Origin of the sequence: Burkholderia paludis (assembly GCF_000732615.1) — a bacterium.
Lineage (GTDB): Bacteria > Pseudomonadota > Gammaproteobacteria > Burkholderiales > Burkholderiaceae > Burkholderia > Burkholderia paludis.
In genome coordinates this window covers 1-21,637 of record NZ_JPGL01000035.1, presented here as the reverse complement: position 1 = coordinate 21,637, position 21,637 = coordinate 1, and the positions used below count along the sequence as shown (strand labels likewise).

Annotated in this window: 17 protein-coding genes and 4 pseudogenes; 14 read left to right on the top strand and 7 right to left on the bottom strand. The window is 65.2% G+C overall.

Translation table 11 applies throughout. From position 1 onward, the window contains the following. The first annotated feature begins 76 nt into the window (after positions 1–76). The 10 genes from GQ56_RS0121995 (at position 77) to GQ56_RS0121950 (ending at position 13,363) form a co-directional block, all read left to right on the top strand. The gene (locus tag GQ56_RS0121995; protein ID WP_031400686.1) at positions 77–2,269 is read left to right on the top strand and encodes a TonB-dependent siderophore receptor; all 2,193 of its coding nucleotides are present in this window, start codon (positions 77–79) and stop codon (positions 2,267–2,269) included. Between the two features lie 493 nt (positions 2,270–2,762). After that, the gene (locus tag GQ56_RS0121990; protein WP_031400685.1) at positions 2,763–3,389 is read left to right on the top strand and encodes a TetR/AcrR family transcriptional regulator; all 627 of its coding nucleotides are present in this window, start codon (positions 2,763–2,765) and stop codon (positions 3,387–3,389) included. 41 nt (positions 3,390–3,430) lie between these two features. Then, positions 3,431–5,635 carry a TonB-dependent siderophore receptor gene (locus GQ56_RS0121985; RefSeq protein ID WP_235212732.1) on the top strand — a complete coding sequence of 735 codons (2,205 nt, stop codon included), beginning with the start codon at positions 3,431–3,433 and terminating at the stop codon, positions 5,633–5,635. Further along, complete coding sequence (locus GQ56_RS39465; protein ID WP_052001456.1) at positions 5,632–6,453, top strand: energy transducer TonB; 822 nt, start codon at positions 5,632–5,634, stop codon at positions 6,451–6,453. Before GQ56_RS0121985 ends, GQ56_RS39465 begins: the two co-directional genes overlap by 4 nt. 18 nt (positions 6,454–6,471) lie before the next feature. Beyond that, a complete protein-coding gene (locus tag GQ56_RS0121975) occupies positions 6,472–7,212 on the top strand; it encodes a MotA/TolQ/ExbB proton channel family protein (protein ID WP_031400682.1) in 741 nt (246 codons plus the stop codon). After that, positions 7,212–7,625, top strand: a complete 414-nt coding sequence (locus GQ56_RS0121970) for an ExbD/TolR family protein (RefSeq protein ID WP_031400681.1) — start codon at positions 7,212–7,214, stop codon at positions 7,623–7,625. The genes GQ56_RS0121975 and GQ56_RS0121970 overlap by 1 nt, the downstream gene beginning before the upstream one ends. Next, a complete protein-coding gene (locus tag GQ56_RS0121965; RefSeq protein ID WP_031400680.1) occupies positions 7,622–9,553 on the top strand; it encodes an extracellular solute-binding protein in 1,932 nt (643 codons plus the stop codon). The genes GQ56_RS0121970 and GQ56_RS0121965 overlap by 4 nt, the downstream gene beginning before the upstream one ends. Further along, complete coding sequence (locus tag GQ56_RS0121960) at positions 9,550–10,599, top strand: ABC transporter permease subunit (RefSeq protein WP_031400679.1); 1,050 nt, start codon at positions 9,550–9,552, stop codon at positions 10,597–10,599. Before GQ56_RS0121965 ends, GQ56_RS0121960 begins: the two co-directional genes overlap by 4 nt. Positions 10,600–10,613: 14 nt before the next feature. Continuing rightward, positions 10,614–11,714, top strand: coding sequence for an ABC transporter permease (locus GQ56_RS0121955; RefSeq protein WP_031400678.1), 1,101 nt, complete (start codon positions 10,614–10,616; stop codon positions 11,712–11,714). Next, positions 11,711–13,363 (top strand): ABC transporter ATP-binding protein, encoded by a 1,653-nt coding sequence (locus tag GQ56_RS0121950; RefSeq protein ID WP_034199186.1) that lies wholly within the window; start codon positions 11,711–11,713, stop codon positions 13,361–13,363. Before GQ56_RS0121955 ends, GQ56_RS0121950 begins: the two co-directional genes overlap by 4 nt. A gap of 164 nt (positions 13,364–13,527) precedes the next feature. On the opposite strand, the gene GQ56_RS0121945 is transcribed toward GQ56_RS0121950, so the two are convergent. After that, a complete protein-coding gene (locus GQ56_RS0121945; protein WP_235212730.1) occupies positions 13,528–14,466 on the bottom strand; it encodes an alpha/beta fold hydrolase in 939 nt (312 codons plus the stop codon). A gap of 206 nt (positions 14,467–14,672) precedes the next feature. Between GQ56_RS0121945 and GQ56_RS0121940 the strand changes: the two genes are divergently transcribed. From GQ56_RS0121940 to GQ56_RS46575, 3 genes and pseudogenes are all read left to right on the top strand, one after another. Further along, positions 14,673–15,116 carry a winged helix-turn-helix transcriptional regulator gene (locus GQ56_RS0121940; RefSeq protein WP_031400675.1) on the top strand — a complete coding sequence of 148 codons (444 nt, stop codon included), beginning with the start codon at positions 14,673–14,675 and terminating at the stop codon, positions 15,114–15,116. 281 nt (positions 15,117–15,397) lie between these two features. Beyond that, on the top strand, positions 15,398–16,708 hold the full coding sequence (locus tag GQ56_RS0121935) for a serine hydrolase domain-containing protein (RefSeq protein ID WP_052007297.1): 1,311 nt from the start codon (positions 15,398–15,400) through the stop codon (positions 16,706–16,708). 26 nt (positions 16,709–16,734) lie between these two features. Further along, positions 16,735–17,036, top strand: a pseudogene (locus tag GQ56_RS46575) (transposase); the annotation flags it as partial. A 423-nt stretch (positions 17,037–17,459) separates the two neighbouring features. On the opposite strand, the gene GQ56_RS0121930 reads toward GQ56_RS46575, so the two are convergent. The 6 genes and pseudogenes from GQ56_RS0121930 to GQ56_RS41630 all read right to left on the bottom strand — a co-directional run. After that, positions 17,460–18,602 (bottom strand): branched-chain amino acid ABC transporter substrate-binding protein, encoded by a 1,143-nt coding sequence (locus tag GQ56_RS0121930; protein ID WP_407638598.1) that lies wholly within the window; start codon positions 18,600–18,602, stop codon positions 17,460–17,462. A 113-nt stretch (positions 18,603–18,715) separates the two neighbouring features. Then, positions 18,716–18,913: pseudogene (locus GQ56_RS41635) on the bottom strand (ABC transporter ATP-binding protein); the annotation flags it as partial. Positions 18,914–19,069: 156 nt separating this feature from the next. Next, entirely contained in the window at positions 19,070–19,537 is a 468-nt protein-coding gene (locus tag GQ56_RS0121920) for a hypothetical protein (RefSeq protein ID WP_052007296.1), read from the bottom strand. Continuing rightward, positions 19,534–19,806 (bottom strand): hypothetical protein, encoded by a 273-nt coding sequence (locus tag GQ56_RS47225; protein ID WP_407638597.1) that lies wholly within the window; start codon positions 19,804–19,806, stop codon positions 19,534–19,536. Before GQ56_RS47225 ends, GQ56_RS0121920 begins: the two co-directional genes overlap by 4 nt. Before the next feature lie 241 nt (positions 19,807–20,047). Next, positions 20,048–20,248 (bottom strand): hypothetical protein, encoded by a 201-nt coding sequence (locus tag GQ56_RS44515; RefSeq protein WP_152601816.1) that lies wholly within the window; start codon positions 20,246–20,248, stop codon positions 20,048–20,050. Between the two features lie 707 nt (positions 20,249–20,955). Beyond that, positions 20,956–21,297, bottom strand: a pseudogene (locus GQ56_RS41630) (IS5/IS1182 family transposase); the annotation flags it as partial. On the opposite strand from GQ56_RS41630, the pseudogene GQ56_RS41625 reads away from it, so the two are divergent. Continuing rightward, a pseudogene (locus GQ56_RS41625) lies at positions 21,287–21,496 on the top strand (integrase core domain-containing protein); the annotation flags it as partial. The pseudogenes GQ56_RS41630 and GQ56_RS41625 overlap by 11 nt on opposite strands. Positions 21,497–21,637: the final 141 nt, after the last annotated feature.

Below are 21,637 nucleotides of genomic sequence, written 5' to 3'. Positions count from 1 at the left end.
ACGTCCCCCGGAAACCTGTCGTGCCCGCCATCGGCGGGAGGACGTCGTGCGTCTTTTCAACAGTGGGATGAGTGCAATGAGAACAACAACGGACCGCTCGGGGGCGCTGCGCGCACCGATGACCGGATGGCGACTGCGGGCGCCGTGCGTGACGCCGCTGGCGCTGGCGATGCTGGGCATCGCGTCGCCGTGCGTGCGGGCGCAGACCGCCCCGGGCGCGAACGGCGAAGCGCTGCCGGCGGTGAGCGTCACCGCGACCGCGCAGGCCGACGCGACCACCGAAGGCTCGGGTTCGTATGCGGCGAAGCGCGCGACGATCGCGGGCAGGACGGCGGAACGGCTGAAGGAGATCCCGCGCTCGGTGTCGGTGATGACGCGCCAGCAGATGGACGACCAGAACCTGACGAGGCTCGAGGACGCGTTGCGCTACATGACGGGCGTGACGTCGGTCGCCTACGGCGACGGCACCGCGTATTTCCGCGCGCGCGGCACCCAGCTCGGCGTCGAGTTCGACGGCGTGCCGATCGCGAGCGGGCTGCAGTACAAGCAGCAGTTCGACCTCGCGATGTACGACCGCGTCGAGGTGCAGCGCGGCCCGGCCGGCGTGATCGACGGCGCGGGCGAACCGGGCGGCACGGTCAATCTCGTGCGCAAGCGGCCGCAGGACCAGTTCCACCTGTCGACCGAGACGCAGGTCGGCTCGTTCGGCAGCGTGCGCCAGATGGTCGACGTGACGGGCCCGTTGAACAAGGACGGTTCGCTGCGCGGCCGCGCGGTGCTGGTCGGCAGCGACGGGCTCGCGTCGGTCGACCGGACCCGCAACAAGAACGTGCTGGCGTACGGCGCGCTCGACTACGACGTCTCGCCGCGCACGACGCTGTCGCTGTCGGCCGCCTATCAGGTGTCGCCGGTGTCGGGCCTCGACTACGGCGCGAGCGGCGTCGTCAACGCGTCGATGACCGCGCTCACCGGGCGCGTGCCGGGCGCCTATACGCAGAACTTCAGCCCGAGCTGGAACTACTCGTATACGTCGATGCAGGAGGTCAGCGGCAATCTCGTGCACCGCTTCGCGAACGACTGGACGTCGTCGACCACGCTGTTCTACCGACACGAACTGACGAAAGGCTATTACGCGTATGCGGGCCCCGGTTCGCTGCCCAACGGGCTCGCGCGGTTCGGCGATCAGCGGCAGCGCAACACGTTCGACTGGTTCGGCGCGGACACCAACGTGTCGGGACCGGTCAGGCTGTTCGGGCAGACGCATACGCTGACGTTCGGCGCGAACTACACGGTGATGTCGACCACGGCCCATTCCGGCTATGTCGCGCTCAAGGGGCCGTACGGCGGGCTTTACAACCTGTTCGACCCGAACGCGGTGCCGGCGGTCGACGTGCCCTACACGTACGGCGAGAACGACCGCACCGTGCAGTACGGCTTCTATGCGCAGGCGCGCATCCGTCTGGCGGATCCGCTGACGCTCGTGCTCGGCGGTCGCGAGGCGTTCGTGCAGACGCGTTCGCAGACGCTGCTGCCGACCGTGCAGGACTGGACGACCGGCGCGCAGATCGACCACCGCTTCCTGCCGTCGGCGGGCCTCGTGTGGGACGTCGCGCCGTGGCTGGCCGCGTATGCGAGCTACTCGCGCTTCGTGACGCCGCAGTCGGAGACGTTCTACGGCGGCGGCGGCCTGCCGCCGCGCACCGGCGAGCAATACGAAGTGGGCGTGAAGGGCAGCTTCCTCGACGGCCGGCTCGACGCGACGGCCGCGCTGTTCCGGATCAACGACAACAACCGCGCGGTGAGCGACCCGTGGCACCCGAACTTCTCCCTGGCGGAAGGCCACGTGCGCGACCAGGGCGTCGAACTCGAGGTGACGGGGCAGCCGGCGCCGGACTGGAACGTCTATGCGGGCTACACGTATCTGGATGCGCAATACGACAGCGGCAGCGACGCCTACCTCACGGACGGCACCGATCCGAAGCACCTGTTCAAGCTGTCGACGAAGTACACGTTCTCGCGCGGCCTGCTGCGCGGGGTGTCGGTCGGCGGCGGCATGCTCGCGCAGACGCGCATCACGCGCGGCGTCGAACAAGGTGCGTACGCGATTTTCAATGCGCAGCTCGGCTACCGCATCAACAAGCATCTCGAGGCGTCGCTGCAACTGAACAACGTGTTCAACCGCGACTACTACATCCGGCCGCCGAGCCGCTTCTACAGCGTGTTCGGCGACAAGCGCAACGTGATGCTCACGTTGCGGTCGGATTTCTGACGACCGGCGTGAACGAAGCGGCGCGACGCGCCGCTTCATCGGCGTGAAGTAAGGGCGGCACGCGCAAGGCGGGCCGCCCCGGCGCCCGCCGTCATGCGACGGCGGCACCTTCGTCCGGCCGCGCGCCCCGGCAACCCGACGCGGGTGGCATGCGCGGAGGCCGGCGAGAGACGGTGCCCGGATGCGCCGACGATGTTCATCGGGGCTCCTTCCGCCCCCTCATTTGCGGCACCGAACCCGCTCTCTCCTCCCGCCTTGCGCGCGTTCCACCGCCTCCGCGAGAGGGGCGACTCCACGCCGCCGCGCAATCGCGTCAACCGGACGACCGGATTCAAAAACAGTACGCTCGTCCGAAATCCGGATCTTAGTATGTGACGATATATCCTTGGACTGGCTTTGGCAGGGTCACTAAGATGCCGAGCGTACTGTTTTATTTTCGTTCGAATCGACGTGCCGCGTCGGGCAAGCTCCGGCACCGGTACGCCTCAGCCCTATGACCCTACTCACGTCCCCCGCCACGGGCCGCCAGCGACGCCCGCAAAGCGAACGTCGCGCCACGACCCGTCAGGCACTGATCGATGCGACGCTGCGATGCATGAACGAAATCGGGCTCGCCAGGACATCGATCACCGAGATCTGCAACCAGGCCGGGTTCTCCCGCGGCGCGCTGCTGCATCACTTTCCGCACAAGAACGACCTGCTCGTCGCATCGTACGTCGAGTGGCTGGAGGGCAAGCTGACCTCGCTCCAGCAGCGGATTCACAGCGCAGCCTCCGTGCGCGAGGAAGTCGCCGCCTGGCGCATCCAGATGCAGGAGACGTTTTCGATGACGCAGGAGTTCTATTGGGCGCTGCGCAACGACGAGGATCTTCGGGAACGCTTCAACGTCGCGCTGCTCACGCATTCGATCGGCGCGGACGTGAGCACGCACCTGCCGGGCACGTCGATCGACAACGCCGCAACGCCCATGCTCACCCGCTACGTGATCGCCTGCTTCATTCGCGGCTTGTGCTTTCAGGAACTGTTCGTACGGGACCGATCCATTCCGGATCAGGCATTCGACCATTTCGTCGAGATGCTGAGCGCCTTCGTGGAGCGGCACCCCACTTCTCAAACGTGATGTTCAACATCGGCTGATCCGATCTGGATTCAAATCGAAAAATGAAATTTCAATATATCGCACTCCTGAATATAAAAGACAGGAAATTCAGGATCCACGTGTTGTCCGCGCTGATGCTGGGCGCCGGATCGCTGTCGCTTGCGCACGCCGAGACCGACCCCGCTCCGGCCGCCGCCTCGACCCCCGATACGCGCGACCCGTCCGGCAAGGGCACTCGCCAGGATGCCGACAAGGCCAGGAGCCTCCCCACCGTGACCGTGAACGGCGCGCGTCGCCAGGCGCCGCAGGTGTCGAGCGGCGCGCTGGGTACGCGCTCCGACCTCGAAACGCCGTTCTCCACGCGTGTCGTGAAGCAGCAGGACCTGGAGGATCGCCAGGTCAAGGCGCTTGGCAAGGTCTTCTCGGAAGATGCAGCGGTCATGTCGCTCGGCGACACCTACTCGTTCAATGCCTACTCGATCAACGTGCGCGGCATCGCCCTCGACGATTACAACGGCTACAAGATCAACGGGCTGCCGTTCTACATGACGACGGTGGAACTGCCGGTCGAATCGTTCGACTCGATCCAGTTGCTCAAGGGCTCGTCCGGCTTCATGTACGGCTTCGGCGCCCCGGGCGGCATCATCAATTTCGTCACGAAGAAGCCCACCGAAACCTTCACGTTCAGCGCGGACGTCGGCTACAGTTCGGACAGCGTGTTCAGCGAGCATATCGATACCGGCGGCCGCTTCGGCCCGGAACACATGTTCGGCTATCGCTTCAACATCACGCACGAGCAGGGCGATACCTACAACGGATCGCATGTGCTGCGCAATTCGGAATCGCTGTCGCTCGACGCGCGCCTGGCAAACGGCCTGACCTGGACGTTCGACGGGATCTACCAGTCGCGCAAGGTCGAAGGCGGCATCCAGGATCTCACGCTCGATTCGTATACGAGCAAGGCGCTGCCGAATGCGCTGAGCGGCCGTACGAACCTGTCCGCATACAACGACACGTGGTTCAATTCGAACGTCTACTTCGCGACGACCGGCCTGCACTGGCAAATCAATCCCGTCTGGCAGGCGAAAGTCGACTACAGCCACAGCAAGGACGAACGCAGTTACTCCGGGCAATGGCTCGGGTTGCTCAATGAACAGGGCGACTTCGATACGTTCCTGAATCGCGCGCGCGGCTCGTCGATCTACGATCAGGTGCAGGCCACGCTGGAAGGCAAGTTCTCGACCGGCCCGGTCGATCATCAGGTCGTGGTCGGTGCGTCCGAGCAATGGCTCAGCAAGAAGACCGTGCCCGCGGCGCTCTACACCGACATCGGCGCGAACAACCTCTACCAGCCGATCGTCACGCACACGTGGAACGGCACGTATGACTACGGCCTCCAGTTCGACAACTTCAGCTCGCAGCAGAAGTCGGTGTTCGCAAGCGACACGCTGAGTTTCCTGAAGTACTGGTCGATCCTTGCCGGCATCCGCTACACCAGCTATCACCAGTCGTCGCTGACCAAGCCCGGCGCCACGGCCAGCGTCTATACCCTCACGCCCACCACGCCCACGCTCGCGCTGATGTTCAGGCCGCGCAACGACCTGCTGTTCTACGCAAGCTATGTCGAGGCGCTCGAGGACGGCGGAACCGCGGGCCCGACCTATGCCAACGCATACGATGTGCTGTCGCCGCTCAAGAGCAAGCAGTACGAGGTGGGCGTGAAATACGACGGCAGCAGGGCCGGCGCCTCGGCGGCGCTCTTCCGGATCGAGCGTGGCGCGGAATACGGCAACGCGCAAAACGTCTATGTGTCGAACGGCTCCGAGCGTATCGAGGGCCTCGAGCTGAATGGCCGCGTCGACCTGCCTGCGGGGTTCCGCATCTCGGCGAGCGCATCGTGGCTGTCGGGCACCTATACCGAAACCGAGGCCGATCTCGTCGGCAAGCGCATCGAGGGCATCCCGCGCTGGCAAGGCGTGCTGCAGGTCAGCGATCGCATCCCGGGCCTGCCCGGCGTGACCGCGAGCGCCGAGGCGCACTATTTCGGCAACATGAAGGCCGATGCGCTCAACCAGTATGTGCTGCCGAGCTACACGCTCTTCAACGCCGGCCTGAGCTACCGCACGACGATCGGCGGGCATGGGGTCACGCTGCGGGCCGAAGTCGACAACCTCTTCAACCGCCACTACTGGGGCTTCCTGCAGTCCGACTACATCTTCGTCGGTCAACCGCGCACGGTCGCGCTGAACGCGAGGTTCGACCTGTGAGCGCCGTGCACCTGTCATGGAACGGCCCGATGCCGGGCGAGCGCCGCCGGGCGACGTATCTCGCGCTCACGACGCCGCGCCGGGAAACGCACGCCCACGATGCGGCTCGCTCGCGGGACCATCGAGCACGCACACCGGAGGCGCGCGGCCCGCGCGACGCCGCCGCCGTTTCGCCGCGCACCGCGCTCGCATGCGCGCTGGGCGCGGCGGCGCTGCATGCCGCACTGGTCTGGACGTGGCTGCACGCGCCGGCACCGGCGAGCAAGCCGCTCGTCACGCCCCCCATCGCACTCGAGATGACGGCGCCGCCCGAGCCGTTGCCGCAGGCGCCGAAGGCCGCCAGCGTCACGCCGCCGAAGCCGCTGCCGCAGGCGCGCAACGCCCATCCGCCCCGCCCGCGTCCCGCGCCCGCACCCACGCCGCTCTCCAGCACGCCGCCGCCCCCGGCGGCGGCGCCCTCGCCCGCTCCGGCGGACACGGCCGTGGCGGCGCCGCCGGCGGCGCCGCGCGCAATCGCGACGCCGGCCGCCGAGAAAACCACGCTGCCGGACGGCAACGCCGACTACCTCCGCAATCCCGCGCCCGCCTATCCGGCCATCGCGCAGGACTACGGCTGGCAGGGCAAGGTCGTCCTGCACGTGCACGTTCTCGCGAACGGCACGCCCGATCAGGTCGAGTTGCGCAGCTCCAGCGGACATCGCGTGCTCGACGACGCCGCCGTCACGGCCGTGCGCCGCTGGAGCTTCGTGCCGGCCAGGCGCGGGACGACACCCGTCGACGGCTGGGTCGACGTTCCCCTGAATTTCCAACTTGACTGACACATCAGGAGCTCGAACATGAATTCGCTCACGCTTACCGTCATCGTGCAGGGCGCGCTGTGGTCGCTCGGCCTCTTTTCCGTCGCCACCTGGACGATCATCGTCATCAAGACCGTCCAGCATGTCCGCGCGGCGCTGGCCGACGGCCGCGCCAGCGCATCGCTCGCCGACGCGAACGGCCTGCGCGAGATCGCCGCGCGGCCGCTGCCGGCCGGCCCCAAGGCGCGAGTCACGCAAGCCGCCCTCGATGCGCTCGCCGACGCGCACGCCTTCCCCGGCGAAACGCCGGAAGATCTGTGGAGCCGCCAGGACACGCTCGAGCGCCAGCTCGCACGGCAGATCGGCCACGAACGCCGCCGTCTCGAACATTCGCTCGCATGGCTTGCATCGGTGGGCAGCGTCGCGCCGTTCGTCGGCCTGTTCGGCACCGTGTTCGGCATCATCCACGCGCTCGGCGCGATCTCGAACGCGGCGTCGGCCAGCATCGACGTCGTGGCCGGCCCGATCGGCGAGGCGCTCGTCGCCACCGGCATCGGCATTGCGGTGGCCGTGCCTGCCGTGCTTGCGTACAACGTGTTCGTGCGGCGCGTGAAGGTGGTCGTGGCGCGCCTCGACGACCACGCAGGCGATCTCTACGCGCTCGCGCAGCGCGATCATTTCCGTCTCGCGCGCGACGGCGCGGACGCCGCCGGCACGGCCCCGTCACGCGCGGAACGCGGCGCGGCGTCGTTCGTTCGCGCGCAGGAGGCCACCGCATAATGGCCTTTTCCTCTTCCAGCCAGGACGACGACGTCCTCAGCGAAATCAACATCACGCCGCTCGTCGACGTGATGCTCGTGCTGCTCGTCGCGTTCATCGTCACCGCGCCGCTGCTCAACAAGGCGATTCACGTCAATCTGCCGAAGACCGAAGCCACGGCCTCCGCCGATCCCAGGAAGCCGCTCGCGGTGAGCGTCGATGCCGCCGGCGCCGTATGGTTCGACAAGCAGCAGGTGCCGCTTGCGCAGGTGGAAAGTCAGCTCGAAGCGCGCAAGCGGCAGGACGCCGATTTCGCGGTCTCGCTGCAGGCCGACGAAACCGTGCCGTACGGGCCCGTCGCGAAAGTGATGGGGGCGATCCAGCATGCGGGCATCGCGAAGCTGTCGCTGGTCACGCAGCCGGGGCATCCATGACACGCCCCGGCCGCTCGTTTCCGCGTCATCCACGTCGTGCCGGCCGCCGTGCAGCGTGGCGGATCGCGGCGTGCATTGCGCTATGCGTCGTCGCGCCGGCCCGGGCCGCGATCGCGCCCGCCGCGCCTCCCGCGCCGGCGCCCGGCTGGCGGACCACGCTCTCCGAATTCGGCGACGCCCGGCCCGGCTCCGCGTTGACGCGCTTTGCCTACGCCGATCCCGCGCCGCCTCGCGACGGCACGCTCACGCTGTCCAACTACGGGGAAGTCTCGTCCTACGATTCGTTGAACCCGTTCCTGCTGCGCGGCAACGCGGCGCCCGACCTGCTCAATCTTGCATTCGAGACGCTGATGCAGCGCAGTCTCGACGAGGTCGGCGTCCAGTACCCACTGCTTGCCGACCGGGTCGCGGTGGCGCCGGACGGTCTCTCGGCCACGTTTCATCTCGACCCGGCCGCCCGCTTCTCGAACGGCGACCCCGTCACCGCCGACGACGTGCGCTACTCGTTCGAATGCCTGACGAACCCGGCGACATCGCCCGTCTACAGCAGCCGCTATGCGCTGATCCGCGACGCCGTCGTGGTGGACGCACACACCGTTCGCTTCGAGTTCCGCCGCGCCGACCGTCGCGCGGCGCTCACGGCGGGCGATCTCTACGTATTTTCACGAAACTGGGGGCGTACGCCGGACGGCGGCACGCCGCGCTTCGATCAGCTCGCGACGGTCGAGCCGCTCGCGAGCGGCCCCTACGTGATCGCGTCGCGTGCAGGCAACCGCGAGATCGTCTATCGGCGAAACCCCCGCTACTGGGGCGCGAATTTGCCGGTGCGGCGCGGCATGTTCAATTTCTCGACGATACGCTTCCGGCTCTACAGCGATCCGTACGCGCCGCTGCAGGCGTTCCGCGCGGGCGAAATCGACGCGCTCTTCGAAGGCAGCGCCGAACAATGGGCGCACAACTACGATGGCCCGGGTTTCGCGAACGGCACGCTCCGCAAACGCGAATTTCCCGAATACGGCATCAACAGTGCGCAAGGCCTCATCTTCAACCTTCGCCGCGCGAAGTTCCAGGACGTGCGCGTGCGCGAGGCGATCGGGCTCGCGCTCGATTACGAATGGATCAACCGCAACATGTTCTACGGGCAATACACGCGCAGCCGCAGTTATTTCGACGGCAGCGAGTTTGCGGCCACGGGCGCACCGGGCAATGCCGAGCTGGCGCTGCTCGAGCCGCTGCGCGACGCGGTGCCGCCCGTCGTGTTCGGGCCGTTGCCGCCGCAACCCGACACATCGGCCCCCAACGGCCTGCGGCGCAACCTCGCCAGGGCCGAAGCCCTGCTCGCGAGCGCGGGCTGGCAGTACCGCGACGGCGTGCTGCGCAACGCGGCCGGCGCGCCGCTCGCCGTCGAGTTGCTCGACGACGGCAGCGGGATGGAGCGCATCCTGATGATCGTGGTGCGCAACCTGCGGCGGCTCGGCATCGACGCGCGCGTGCGCATCATGGACCAGGCCGTCATCAACGAACGGCTCAAGCATTTCGACTTCGACATGACCACCATGGGCTATCGCCCGGCCAGCATTCCGGGCGCGGAGCTTGCGCGCCGCTTCGGCAGCGCGGCGGCACGCACGCCCGGCTCGGAAAACTATGCGGGCGTGGCGTCGCCCGCGATCGACACGCTCATCGACGCCGTCCAGCGCGCGCCGTCCGAAAGCGCGCTGGTCGCGGCAACGCGTGCGCTCGACCGGGTGCTGCTCGGCGAACACATCATGGTGCCGGAATGGCACATCACGCATGCGCGCATCGCGTGGAATGCGCGCATCGCGCCGCCGTCGAGCGTGCCGCGGCAGTACGGCTGGGCCGACTGGGTCATCGGCTGGTGGCATCCGCAAGCGGGCGCGCCGCTGCGCAACGACGGAGGCCGCTCATGATCGCGTACATCGGCCGCAGGCTGCTGCTCATGGTGCCGACGCTGCTCGGCGTGCTGACCCTCACCTTCATCATCATGCAGTTCGTGCCCGGCGGCCCCGTCGAACAGGTCATGGCGCGCCTCCAGGGGACGTCGCTGCACGGCGAAAGCACGAGCGGAGGCGGCGGCTATCACGGCAATGAAGGCGTCGATCCCGCGCAGATCGCGGCGATCAGCCACGAATTCGGTTTCGACGCGCCGCCGCTCACGCGCTACGTGCGGATGCTCGGTCGCTACGCGCGCCTCGATCTCGGCCAGTCGTTCTTCCAGCATCGGTCGGTACGGGACCTGATCGTCAGCAAGCTGCCCGTCACGGTCGCGCTCGGCGGCTGGTCGCTCGCGCTCACCTACCTGATTTCGGTGCCGCTCGGCATCGCGAAGGCCCTGCGCCACGGCACGCCGTTCGACGTCGCGACGAGCATCGCGCTGCTCGCGGGATACGCCATTCCCGGCTTCGTGCTCGGCGTGCTGCTGCTGATGCTCTTCAGCGGCAACCTGTTCCTGCACGTGTTTCCGCTGGGCGGCCTGGCGTCGGACGGCTACGACCAGCTCGCCTTCGGCGCCCGCATCGTCGACCGTCTGTGGCATCTGGTCCTGCCCGTCACGGCGGCGGTCGCGGGCAATCTCGCGGTCGTCTCGCTGCTCACGCGCAACGCGTTCCTGGACGAGCTCACGCGTCAATACGTGCTGACCGCCCGCGCGAAAGGCGCGTCGCGCCAGCGCGTGGTGTGGCGACATGTGCTGCGCAACGCGCTGATCCCGCTCGTCACCGGCTTTCCGGCCGCGTTCGTCGCGGCATTCGTGAGCGGCAGCCTGCTCATCGAAACGCTGTTCTCGCTCGACGGCGTCGGCCGGCTCTCGTACGACGCCATCATCGGCCGCGACTATCCGGTCGTGCTCGGCGCGTTGTTCGTGTTCACCGTGGTGAGCCTCGTCGCGAAGCTCGTCGGCGACATCGCCTATGCGCTGATCGATCCACGCATTCATTTCGGCGGCAACGCCCCCTGACCCCTTCGTCCCTCATGGCTGCCATCACCCCTCTTCGACCGCCGGCGCCGCGCCTTGCCGTGGCCCGTTTCGCGCCGACCGCCCGCACGGCGAGCTTCTGGCGGCGCTTTCGCGCGCACCGTGCCGGCTTCGCCAGCCTCGTCGTGTTCGCCACGCTGTTCGTCGCGAGCCTGTTCGCGGGCTTCATCGCCAACGACCGCCCGCTTCTCGTGCGATACGACGGCGAGTGGCTGTTTCCCGCGGTGCGCACGTACCCCGATACCCGATTCGGCGGTACGTTGCCGACCGAAGCCGACTATCTCGACCCGTTCATCCGCGAGCAGTTCGGCCGCGACGGCAATCTCGCGCTCTACGCGCCCGATCACTATCGCTACGACACCGTGAACTATCACGCGGCCACGCCGTTTCCCGCGCCGCCCTCCCGGGAAAACTGGCTGGGCACCGATGCGTTCGGCCGCGACGTTTTCTCGCGCGTGCTCTACGGCTTTCGCAGTTCGATCCTGTTCGCGCTCGCGCTCACGCTCTCCGGCGCGCTGCTCGGCGTGCTCGCCGGCGCGCTGCAGGGCTATCACGCGGGACGCGTCGATCTCGTCGGGCAGCGCTTCATCGAGATCTGGAATGCGCTGCCCGACCTCTATCTGCTCATCATCCTCTCGTCGATCTTCGAACCGAGCCTGCCGCTCCTCTTCGTGCTGCTCGCCGCGTTCGGCTGGATCACGCTGTCCGACTACGTGCGCGGCGAATTCCTGCAAAAGCGCTCGCTCGATTACGTGCGCGCCGCGCGCACGCTCGGCCTCTCCGACCGGCAGATCATATGGCGGCACATCCTGCCCAACAGCCTCACGCCCGTCATCACATACCTGCCGTTCCGGATGAGCACCGCCATCGTCGCGCTCACGAGCCTCGACTTCCTCGGCCTGGGGGTGCCGCCGCCCGCACCGAGCCTCGGCGAGCTGCTCGCCGAAGGCAAGAACCATCTCGACGCATGGTGGATCTCGGCCACGGCGATCGCGGCACTCGTCATCACACTGCTCCTGCTCACCTTCATCGGCGACGCGCTGCGCGATGCGCTCGCCGTCCGGAAGCCGGGCGCCCAGGGTTCGTCACGCACATGAATACGCCCGTACTGGCAGTGGAAAACCTGCGGATCCGCTTCGGCACGCACCCGGTGGTCAAGGGTCTCGACCTGTCGATCGGGCGCGGCGAACGGGTCGCGCTCGTCGGCGAATCGGGGTCGGGCAAGAGCCTCACTGCGCTCGCGATGCTCGGCCTCGCCGACGGCGCCGCGGTCAGCGGCAGCGTGCGCCTCGACGGGAAGGAACTGCTCGGCAATACCGAGGCAGACTGGTGCGGCGTGCGCGGGCGCGACATCGCCATGGTGTTCCAGGAACCGATGACCGCGCTGAATCCGGTGTGGAGCATCGGCCGGCAGATCCGCGAAAGCCTCCTTCTGCACGCGGGCCTGCGCGGCGCGGCCGCGCGGGACCGCGCCATCGCGCTGCTGCGCCGCACCGGCATTCCCCAACCCGAGCGCAAGCTCGATTGCCATCCGCATCAGTTGTCCGGCGGGCAACGCCAGCGCGCGATGATCGCGATGGCGCTCGCCTGCCGGCCGCGCCTGCTGATCGCCGACGAGCCCACCACCGCCCTCGATGCCACGACCCGCCAGCAAATCGTCGACCTGCTGATCGGATTGCAGGAGGACGAATCCGGGCTCGCGGTGCTGCTGATCACCCACGACCTGCATCTCGTGCGCCGCTTCGCGCACCGCGTTGCCGTCATGCGTGACGGCGAGATCGTCGAAAGCGGCGAAACCGGCGCGCTGTTCGCCGCGCAGCGGCATCCGTACACGCGGATGTTGTTCGGCAGCGTGCCGGCGCGCACGCTCGCGCCGCTCGCGGCCGACGCGCCGCGCGTGCTGGAAATCGACGGGCTCCGCGCGGGCTATCGTCAGCGGGCACGCGGCTGGCGCGGCGTGTTTCGCAGCGATGTGTCGCCGGTGCTCGACGGCATCGATCTCCATCTGCGCGAGGGAGAAACGCTCGGCGTGCTCGGCGAGTCGGGTTGCGGAAAGTCGACGCTCGCATCGACCATCCTCGGCCTGTTACGGCCGCTCGGCGGCACCATCGGCTTTGCCGGGCTCGACCGCGCGCAGGCGTCGTCGCGGATGTCGTCGCGGATGGCGCGTGCGGCCCACGTGCAGATGGTGTTTCAGGATCCGTTCGGCTCGCTGCCGCCGCGCTTGACGGTCGGCGAGATCGTCGGCGAAGGGTTGACGCTGCATCACCCGCACCTGACGCCCGATGCGCGTCGCGCGCGCGTCGCCGCACTGCTTGCCGAGACCGGCCTGCCGGCCGACGCCGCCGCGCGCTATCCGCACCAGTTCTCCGGCGGGCAGCGTCAGCGTATCGCCATCGCGCGCGCGCTCGCCGTCGACGCACGCATTCTCGTGCTCGACGAGCCCACCAGCGCCCTCGACGTATCGGTCCAGCGCACCATCCTCGCGCTCCTGGTCGACCTGCAGCGCCGCCACGGGCTCAGCTACGTTCTCATCAGCCATGACATCGACGTGCTGCACGCAACCGCACATCGAATCGCGGTCATGCAGAACGGGCGCATCGTCGAAACCGGCGAGACGCTTCAGACGCTGCATTCCCCTCGACATGCCTGCACCCGGCAGCTCGTGTCGGCGACGCGCGATCGGCGTGACCTGGCCGCACTCTCCGTGATGGCCTCCCGTCCGGAGCCGGAACGCTGCGGATGACCGCACGAGCGCGCTGACATACGCCCACGGGAGGCGCCCAAGGTGGCATGCGGCGCCTGTCACGTCCGTGGACCTTCCCGTGGCTCGCCGCCGCGCGGCAGACGGCGCGACGGCGAGGGCGTCGACGTTTCGACGCATGGCGTGCTCCGCGAGGAGCGGTGGCGTCAGGCCGACAGGGTGCCGTGGAACCGCTCGATGTGCGCGGCGATGACTTCACCGTGGTCTTCCAGCGCGAAATGCCCCGTTTCCAGCACATTGAAATCGACCAGCTTCAGGTCCCGCTGATACGGATACGCGCCGGATGGCGGGAAGATGGCGTCGTTCTTGCCCCAGACGACGAGCGTCGGCGGTTGATGCGCGCGGAAATACGCCTGCCATGCCGGGTAACGCCCCGGATTGCTGCCATAGTCGTACAGCAGCGCCAGCATCGCGTCCTTGTTGCCGGGCCGCTCCAGCAGCGCACGCTGCAGCAGCCAGCTGTCGGGGTCGATCCGCTCCACGTCGCGGACGCCGTGGGTGTAGTTCCACTCCAGCGCCGCCGCGGACATGCCGGCTTCCCGGATCTTCTCGTAGCGGGCCGGGGACGGGTCCCGCCACAGTTCGCGCACCGGCCCCCAGAAACTGTCGGGCAAGCCTTCCTCATACGCGTTGGCGTTCTGCACCACCAGGAACGACACCCGCTCCGGTCGCCGGCTCGCGATGCGCAAGCCCACCGGGCCGCCGAAATCCTGCATGTACAGGCCGTACCGGTCAAGGCCCAGTTGCTCGGCAAACCGCTCGATCACCTCGGACAGCCGGTCGAACGTATAGGAAAACGCATCCGTCGACGGCGCGTCGCTGTGGCCGAAGCCGGGGTAATCCGGCGCAACGAGATGGAAACGATGCGACAGCCTCGCGATGAGATCGCGATACATGAACGAAGAGGCGGGAAATCCGTGCAGCAGGAGCAGCGTCGGATGCGACGGATCGCCGGCCTCGCGGTAGAAAATCTTGAGATCGTCGACGATTGCGGTGCGGTAATAGGTCATGAGCAGACTCGTCCAGGGCAGCAGGTCGGGAAACAGGCGGGATTGCGGGTCGATCGGCAGCGGGCGCCAGCGCAATGTTCCAGGTACGCCGGGATGCGGTTGCATCTTGAAACCATTTGCTTTGTAGCAGACTTGGTTTTACTATGCAACCGAATTTTCATGAGCAACCAGGATGTGCCGAAGGCGGGATGCGAAGACGTCCGGCCGGAGGCAATCGAAGCGCGGCGGACGATATTCCGGGGACGTTCCGGGATCGGAAGCGGCGCGAGCAGGAGAAGCCGATGGTCAAGCGCACCAGCCACAAAGACGCCAGTTGCCCGGTGGCGCGCCCCCTCGACGCCATCGGCGACTGGTGGTCGCTGCTGATCGTCCGGGATGCCTTCGACGGCCTGACCCGTTTCGGCGAGTTTCAGAAAAGCCTGGGGCTGGCCAAGAACATTCTGTCGACACGACTGCGCAACCTGGTGGAACACGGCATTCTGGAAACCGTGCCGGCGTCCGACGGCAGCGCTTACCACGAGTACGTCCTGACGGACAAAGGCCGCGGACTGTTTCCGCTGCTGGTGGCGCTCCGTCAATGGGGCGAAACGTATTTCTTCGATCCTGAAGAGACGCACGTGCAATTGGTGGATCGCCGACACGGGAAGCCCGTGAAGCGTCTGGAACTGCGCTCGCAAGACGGCCGCCTGCTCGGCGCGCAGGACACGGTCGTCAAGCGGGGATGAGCGCCGGGGCGGCCCGCGCGGATCGTCGATGCCGGGGTGTCGGGCGACACAAGTCCGCGTGTCGTGCCGTCGCGGCGATTTGCAGGCATGACGTGCGTGCCGTGATCGCGCGCCGCCATCTGCACCGCGCCATCCGTATCTGAAACACCCCGCAATCGCTGCCTCGCTACACGTGTCAACGCCGCGGCGCCGCACATCGTTTTTTGCAAGCCGGCATTGCGTTCGGGCCTGCCCCGAGCAAGCAATCCGCGCCCCGTTCATGACCCCGGAGAAGTCCTGCCGTGAATACCGTTCGCTGCCTTGCTTGCGCGCTTTCCCTCGTCGTGGCCGCCCCGCCCGTGCCGGCCAGTGCCGGAAACGGACACGGTGCGAATCCTGTCTTCTCGCCGACGGGCCCGGACGCAGCGGCCTACGGCGAGAACCTCAACTATCCGGTGGGATCGCCCCTGTTACGCCAACAGAACATGGTCGGAAATTACGCTCACTTCGACAGCCTGCATCCGTCGCATGTCGTTGGAAAAGCCGCAACGCCTTCGACACTCGAGCGCGCGCCGGCCGAACTGGGCGTGACCTATCGATATGACCGGCGTTCGCTGACCATCGACGACTATCTGGCGCGCAACCCCACAACGGGCCTGCTGATTGCAAGAGACGACACGATCCTGTTCGAGCATTACCAGTACGGGCGCACGGATCGGGATCGCCTGCAGTCGGACTCGATGGCAAAGACCTTCGTCGCGATGCTTGTGGGCATCGCCGTCGCGGAACACAGGATTGCGTCCGTCGACGACAAGGTGCAGGCATATGTGCCGGAGCTTCGGAACACCGGGATGGGCGCGGTACCGATTCGCGCGCTGCTCCACATGGCGTCCGGCATTGCCTTTACGCAAAAGTATTCCGGATCCGACGACGATACGAAGCTGCATCGGCTGCTGTTCTCGCCCGCCGGCCCCGGTCCCGTTGCCGCGATCAAGCAGTTCAACACGCGGGTTGCGGAACCGGACAGCGTGTTCAACTACGCCAGCCTCGACACCGAAGTGCTGGGTGTCGTGCTGACCCGCGCCACCGGCATGACCCTTTCCGACTATTTGCAGACGCGCATCTGGCAGCCGATGGGGGCGGAAGGCAACGCGAGCTGGATCACCGACGACACGGGGCAGGAAATCGCCAACTGCTGTCTCAATGCCACGCTGAGGGACTACGCCCGGTTCGGGCTGCTGCTTGCGCACGCCGGCCGGTTCAACGGCCGGCAGATCGTTCCGCGACAGTGGGTGCTGGATGCCACCCGGCCCGTCGCGCCGGGCTCGTATCTCGCGTTGGGCCGTGGCGATCTTCCGGGAGGCTATGGATACCAGGTTTGGCTGTTGCCCGGGTCGCACGGGGCGTTCGCGCTGGAAGGCATCCACGGACAACGGATGTTTGTCGATCCGGTGTCCGGTTTTGTCCTCGTTCATACCGCGGTTCGCACGGAGGCCATGGGATCGCCCGGAGAAACCGAACTCCGTGCGCTATGGAACAGTTTGATCGGGCAGGACGACAAGGCGGCGCCGATCCAGATCGGGGATAGCGGGTTGCCGGTTGGGGGGGCCTGACACGGAAGTGTTTGAGGCAGTACCGGATTCGACCGGTGAGAGGGATACCCCGGCGACCGCGGCAACGCCCGGACAAAGTCCATGTGGACAAGGAATACGACTATGCGCATTGCCGGGAATCGTTGAAGCGACGCGCATCACGACACGCATCGCTCGTCGTCGTATCGAGAGCAGCAAAAAGCTCGGTCGTCACCGCTGGGTTGTCGAACGTACCCATGCGTGGCTGGCCGGCTTCGGCAAGTTGCGTATCCGCTTCGAACGGGAGTTCGATACTCATGTCGCGTTGCTCGCATCGGCTTGCGCCGTCATCTGCTCACGATTCGTAGATGCGGGAAATACGCCGTCAGCATCTCGCGCAGGCTCATCAAACGCGCGTTGCCTTGAGTTCAGGAGATTGAATTTATCGAACTTGAAATCCAACGCAATCCTTACGTTGACCCGGCGTCGGGGCGTTCAAGCTTCGTGTCATCGACACTCACGCCGCTTGGGCGCATAGTCCGTTGGAACGCACCGCAATTGTCATCGATCCCTGCCTTACCATCGAACGTATCGAATGGTTCGTTCGATGCGATCGGGAGTTTCCGACCATGAAGGGACAATCGGTTGTCGCCGTACAAGATGTACGCCTCTCGAAACGGGTGGTTTACCGACCTCCAGACAATTCAAAGACACTCCAAAGGTCGAATAAACCTTCGACCTTTGGAGCGTGATTAAAACGTGGTTTTATGTCAAGACATGAACCAACGCTTCGTTACATCGACACCTTGTTGATGAATGTCCTCTTGCCATCCTTGTAGGTGTAGATCGAAATAACACCGTGCTTCAGGTCGCCCTTTGCATCGAAAGTCGTTTCACCGATCACGCCCTTGTAGTCGCTCTTCGGCATGGCCGCGAGAACCTTGGCCGGGTCGGTCGAGTTTGCACGCTTCATTGCATCGACGATGATGTAGACGGAGTCGTACGTATACGGCGAATACAGCACAACGTCCTGGCCGAAACGCTTCTTGTACTTCGCCGCGAACGCCGCACCGCCCGCCATCTGATCGAGGCCGACCCCGGCCTGCGAGCAGACGATGTTGTCGGCCGCCGCCGCGCCTGCCAGATCGGCGATACTGGCCGTGCAGACGCCATCGCCGGCGAGGATCTTTGCCCGCAGGCCGAGTTGCTTGGCCTGCTTTGCAAACGCACCACCCGTCGCGTCCATCGAGCCGATCATGATGGCGTCGGGATTCTCGCCCTTGATCTTTGTGAGGATCGCACGGAAGTCAATCGCCTTGTCGTTCGTCGCATCATGCGACACAACGTTCAGTCCGTCGGCCTTCGCCGCCTTTTCGAACTCCTGAGCCAGGCCCTGACCGTATGCGGTCGAATCGTCGACGATGGCCACCTTCTTGACTCCCATCGACTTGGCGGCATAGCTCGCGAGCGCCGGCCCCTGCTGTGCATCGGTCGCAACGACGCGATAGGCCGTCTTGAAGCCTTGCTGCGTGTAGGTCGGATTCGTCGCCGACGGCGAAATCTGCACGATTCCGGCATCGCTGTAGATTTTCGACGCCGGAATCGACGTGCCCGATGTTTCGTGACCCACCACACCAATGACCTTGTCGTCGACGAGCTTCTGCGCTACTTGCGTCGCCTGCCGCGGATCGCCTGCGTCGTCTTGCGGATCGAGTTGCAGCGTGACCTTGTTGCCGGCGATCACGAGACCCTTCGCATTGATCTCCTCGATCGCAAGGCGAGCACCGTTTTCGTTGTCCTTGCCCTGGTGAGCCGAGCCACCCGTTAGCGGAGCGACGTGTCCGATCTTGACAATCGTATCGGCCGAAGCCGTATTGCAAAGTGCAAAAGAGAGCGCTGCGGCTGCGGCACAGCCCGTAAGAAGCGATTTGTACATTATCGATATCCCTTGTTGGGTCAGAATTGACTGGCACTACAGGTACAGCAGGACCGAAGCGGTCCGTTGACACAGCCCGCGCCGGCAGGCGCGGGCAGCGTGACAGCATAGCGTTACTCGCCCGGATACGCACCCCGTCCCTTCGGATCGTCAGCCACCTGCATCGCATCGCTTTCCATCGCGACCATGCCCGAATCCATCACGTAGCCACGGTCGGCCGCCTGCAGCGCGAGGCGCGCGTTCGGCTCGACGAGCAGCACCGTGATGTCTTCCTTCGAGATTTCGCGCATCACTTCGAATAGCGTTGTCACGGTAGCGTGAGCATGTCCAGAAGGTGCGCGAGCGCGGCCCGCGATTTCATGCTGCGGGCGGATTCCGGGGAAATTCGGTGAATTCACGTCACGTCGAGAAGCGTGCGGCCAAACGCCCCCCACGCTGGAATTGCATGCGCTCGGTTTCCGCGCGATTCACTCGGCGAGCAGCCATACCTCTCCAACCTGGCTACCTGGTATCGGCGACTGCAACGCAGATCGAGCAAACTCGGCCGTCTTCTCCCAAGACTCCTGGTAAAGAGACACCGACACGTTCGCGACGACCTCATCGAAGCGCGACATAACCTCTTCCATCGCCAGCAAGCTCGCTTCGTCGAGGTGCCAGTCCTTTCCAGAGGCTACCGCATGAACGGATTTCTCAAGCGCCGATTCCGTCTCCAACAGTCGTGGAATATCTCCATCGCCATAGCTTCCGTCAAGCATGAAGAAAAGCATGTACAGCACGCGCAATAGTACGCACAACGTTTCGGCGCTACCATATCCGCTACGCATCGCGGCAAGCGACATGTGGTTTTCAAGCGATATACTTCGCACCAGCGCCAAGGGCAACGGCAAAAGCATTGTCTTTGCACTCGCTTCGTGCGCCATACGTTTGTTCATCATGCGTTCCCGCCAACCAGCTCGATGCGTCCACCTCGTCCGATCACCCGGCGACGTATTGAAAACCGCGAGGCGCAACCCGAACCCGACCATCTCCGTCCGTCGGAACGCTTCATCGCGCGGCTTCCACCCAACGGGCAATGTGATCGATCGACACGAGCCTTCGCGAGTCGAATACGCGCCGACAACCCGCTGCCTGGCTCCAATTGAGCCAGAAATTTTATGAATGTATTACGCCAGCGTGCAATTACATCCGTCTCCACGCGGATCATCCCGGCACCTTAAGCAACATGAGACCGGCAATCTCCTTTGTCAGCACTTCATGCTTGGTTTTTTTAATCATCAATGCAGTCTTTCACTTGGCGCGGGGCGGTCATTCGGCAGGCATTCTTCATAAAAAACGCAACCACCGAAGCGATTGCGAAAGATACTCGATTCCGGGTGTATCGGGCACCGCCAAAATCTCTCTAATAGAACCAGTTCAACGAGTCGGGAGCCAGCGACGCCGTATTGTCAAGCTTGACCGGTTTTGGCCGACACGCGCCCGGACAGCGTCTCGCCCGAGCGCGACTGCGTGGCACTACCCTTGGCGCGCAATTCTGTCCCGACGCCGGCAAGCATCGAAATCTTCGACGTCCTGATCAGGCTTGTGTGACTCGTATGAAGAAATACGCTTGGGTAAATCCTGCCTTCTTTCCACTTCGGCGCGTTCACGCTCGCGAGCTCGTTTGGGGAGCAAGGACTGCGGACGCTGGCGATCTCATGACTGAACGTAACAGTCCGGACAGATTGGCGAACGATCCTACCAGCGCGCTACTATCCCGACTGTCAAGAAAGTTCAGGCCACTGCTTGTATCGCTTTCCAACGGAGCATGAACCTGGGCGGGGCCGCGCTGACTCTTGTCCCGTGTCGATGGCGCGTTTCCAATCGCAATCAGCCTGTTGTTGACCAGACATGCGCGAGTTGACCGACACTGCAACACCGGGGTGGATGCTCGTCCATTTGAGCGAATCGCAATTCCGTGCCCTGAACCAGGTACGCGCTGGCCTCGATGCTTCGGCACCAATCCGGCCGGTTTCCGAGGCGACGTAGTGCAGTTGAAAGACACTTTTTGCAATGTCGATTCCAGCACGCGTAGCATTCACTCCGGATCGTCCGGTTGTCGGGAAATGCGTGCATTTTCCACCTGGGCACATCGATGCCGTTGGCCCGCGGGGATCCACTGCCCTTTGATCTGCATTCGCGAGCGGGACGCGTTCATATCACTAGTTCAAAAACCCGGTGGGGAAGCCACTTACGTTCCCGGCAGGCCGTTACTCCTGGTTGCCTGAATCGACAAGGACGTGAAGATGAATATGCTGGCGCCGTTTGCATGTTCAAGCACCTGTGACACATACCGCTTTTGCCGCAATAGCTCAGATCAAGAATGCTGCGTCGTACGCCTCAAAATGTTCCAGCAGACGAGAGCGCAGCCAAGTTTCAAGAACGCTTCGTGAATGTCGGCTCGGCGATCGAATCGGATACGAAGACGCCGGAATTTGTGGAGCCGCGAGTGTGCCCGTTCGACTAGCCTGCGGAATTCGGCCGGATCGCAGCCATGTTCAGTCCTGCGTCGCGCGATCACCGGCCTGATGCCACGATCACGCAAGCGCTGGCGATAGGTGTCCGGGTCGTAGCCGCGATCGCCGTGGATGACCGTGGGCTCGCGAAGTGGTCTGCCGCGCGTGCCGCGAATCGGGGGGATGGCGTCGACCCATGGCAAGGCTGAACGCTTCGTCCAGTCGGCGCTACGTGAGCGGGCCTACGCATGGACGTACCCAAGCTCGGCCCATCGTATTGAAGCCTTGGCGAGTTGGCAGCATCACTGCAACCGGCATCGCGCTCATGGCGCCACCGACGGTGTCGCGCCGATGGCCAGACTTCCCGCGCCGAGAAACAACCTCTCGACGCTTCACGGCTGATATGACTCCCGCTGTCAATTGGGATCGGTTTTCAGTTCTCTCTGAGAGGTTCCATTCGAATTTCCTGAGGGCGGCGTAGCAGTACGTCTCGACGGTGGATCACGCTGATATCCGCGGATTGGCTACCGCATTACAGAGGTC

What these genes read in the sequence shown, in the direction of transcription:
- GQ56_RS0121995 (WP_031400686.1), top strand. Translation starts at nt 77, where the DNA reads ATGAGAACAACAACGGACCGCTCGGGGGCGCTGCGCGCACCGATGACC.
- GQ56_RS0121990 (WP_031400685.1), top strand. Translation starts at nt 2,763, where the DNA reads ATGACCCTACTCACGTCCCCCGCCACGGGCCGCCAGCGACGCCCGCAA.
- GQ56_RS0121985 (WP_235212732.1), top strand. Translation starts at nt 3,431, where the DNA reads ATGAAATTTCAATATATCGCACTCCTGAATATAAAAGACAGGAAATTC.
- GQ56_RS0121975 (WP_031400682.1), top strand. Translation starts at nt 6,472, where the DNA reads ATGAATTCGCTCACGCTTACCGTCATCGTGCAGGGCGCGCTGTGGTCG.
- GQ56_RS0121970 (WP_031400681.1), top strand. Translation starts at nt 7,212, where the DNA reads ATGGCCTTTTCCTCTTCCAGCCAGGACGACGACGTCCTCAGCGAAATC.
- GQ56_RS0121965 (WP_031400680.1), top strand. Translation starts at nt 7,622, where the DNA reads ATGACACGCCCCGGCCGCTCGTTTCCGCGTCATCCACGTCGTGCCGGC.
- GQ56_RS0121960 (WP_031400679.1), top strand. Translation starts at nt 9,550, where the DNA reads ATGATCGCGTACATCGGCCGCAGGCTGCTGCTCATGGTGCCGACGCTG.
- GQ56_RS0121955 (WP_031400678.1), top strand. Translation starts at nt 10,614, where the DNA reads ATGGCTGCCATCACCCCTCTTCGACCGCCGGCGCCGCGCCTTGCCGTG.
- GQ56_RS0121950 (WP_034199186.1), top strand. Translation starts at nt 11,711, where the DNA reads ATGAATACGCCCGTACTGGCAGTGGAAAACCTGCGGATCCGCTTCGGC.
- GQ56_RS0121940 (WP_031400675.1), top strand. Translation starts at nt 14,673, where the DNA reads ATGGTCAAGCGCACCAGCCACAAAGACGCCAGTTGCCCGGTGGCGCGC.
- GQ56_RS0121930 (WP_407638598.1), bottom strand. Translation starts at nt 18,602, where the DNA reads ATGTACAAATCGCTTCTTACGGGCTGTGCCGCAGCCGCAGCGCTCTCT.
- GQ56_RS0121920 (WP_052007296.1), bottom strand. Translation starts at nt 19,537, where the DNA reads ATGATGAACAAACGTATGGCGCACGAAGCGAGTGCAAAGACAATGCTT.
- GQ56_RS47225 (WP_407638597.1), bottom strand. Translation starts at nt 19,806, where the DNA reads ATGATCCGCGTGGAGACGGATGTAATTGCACGCTGGCGTAATACATTC.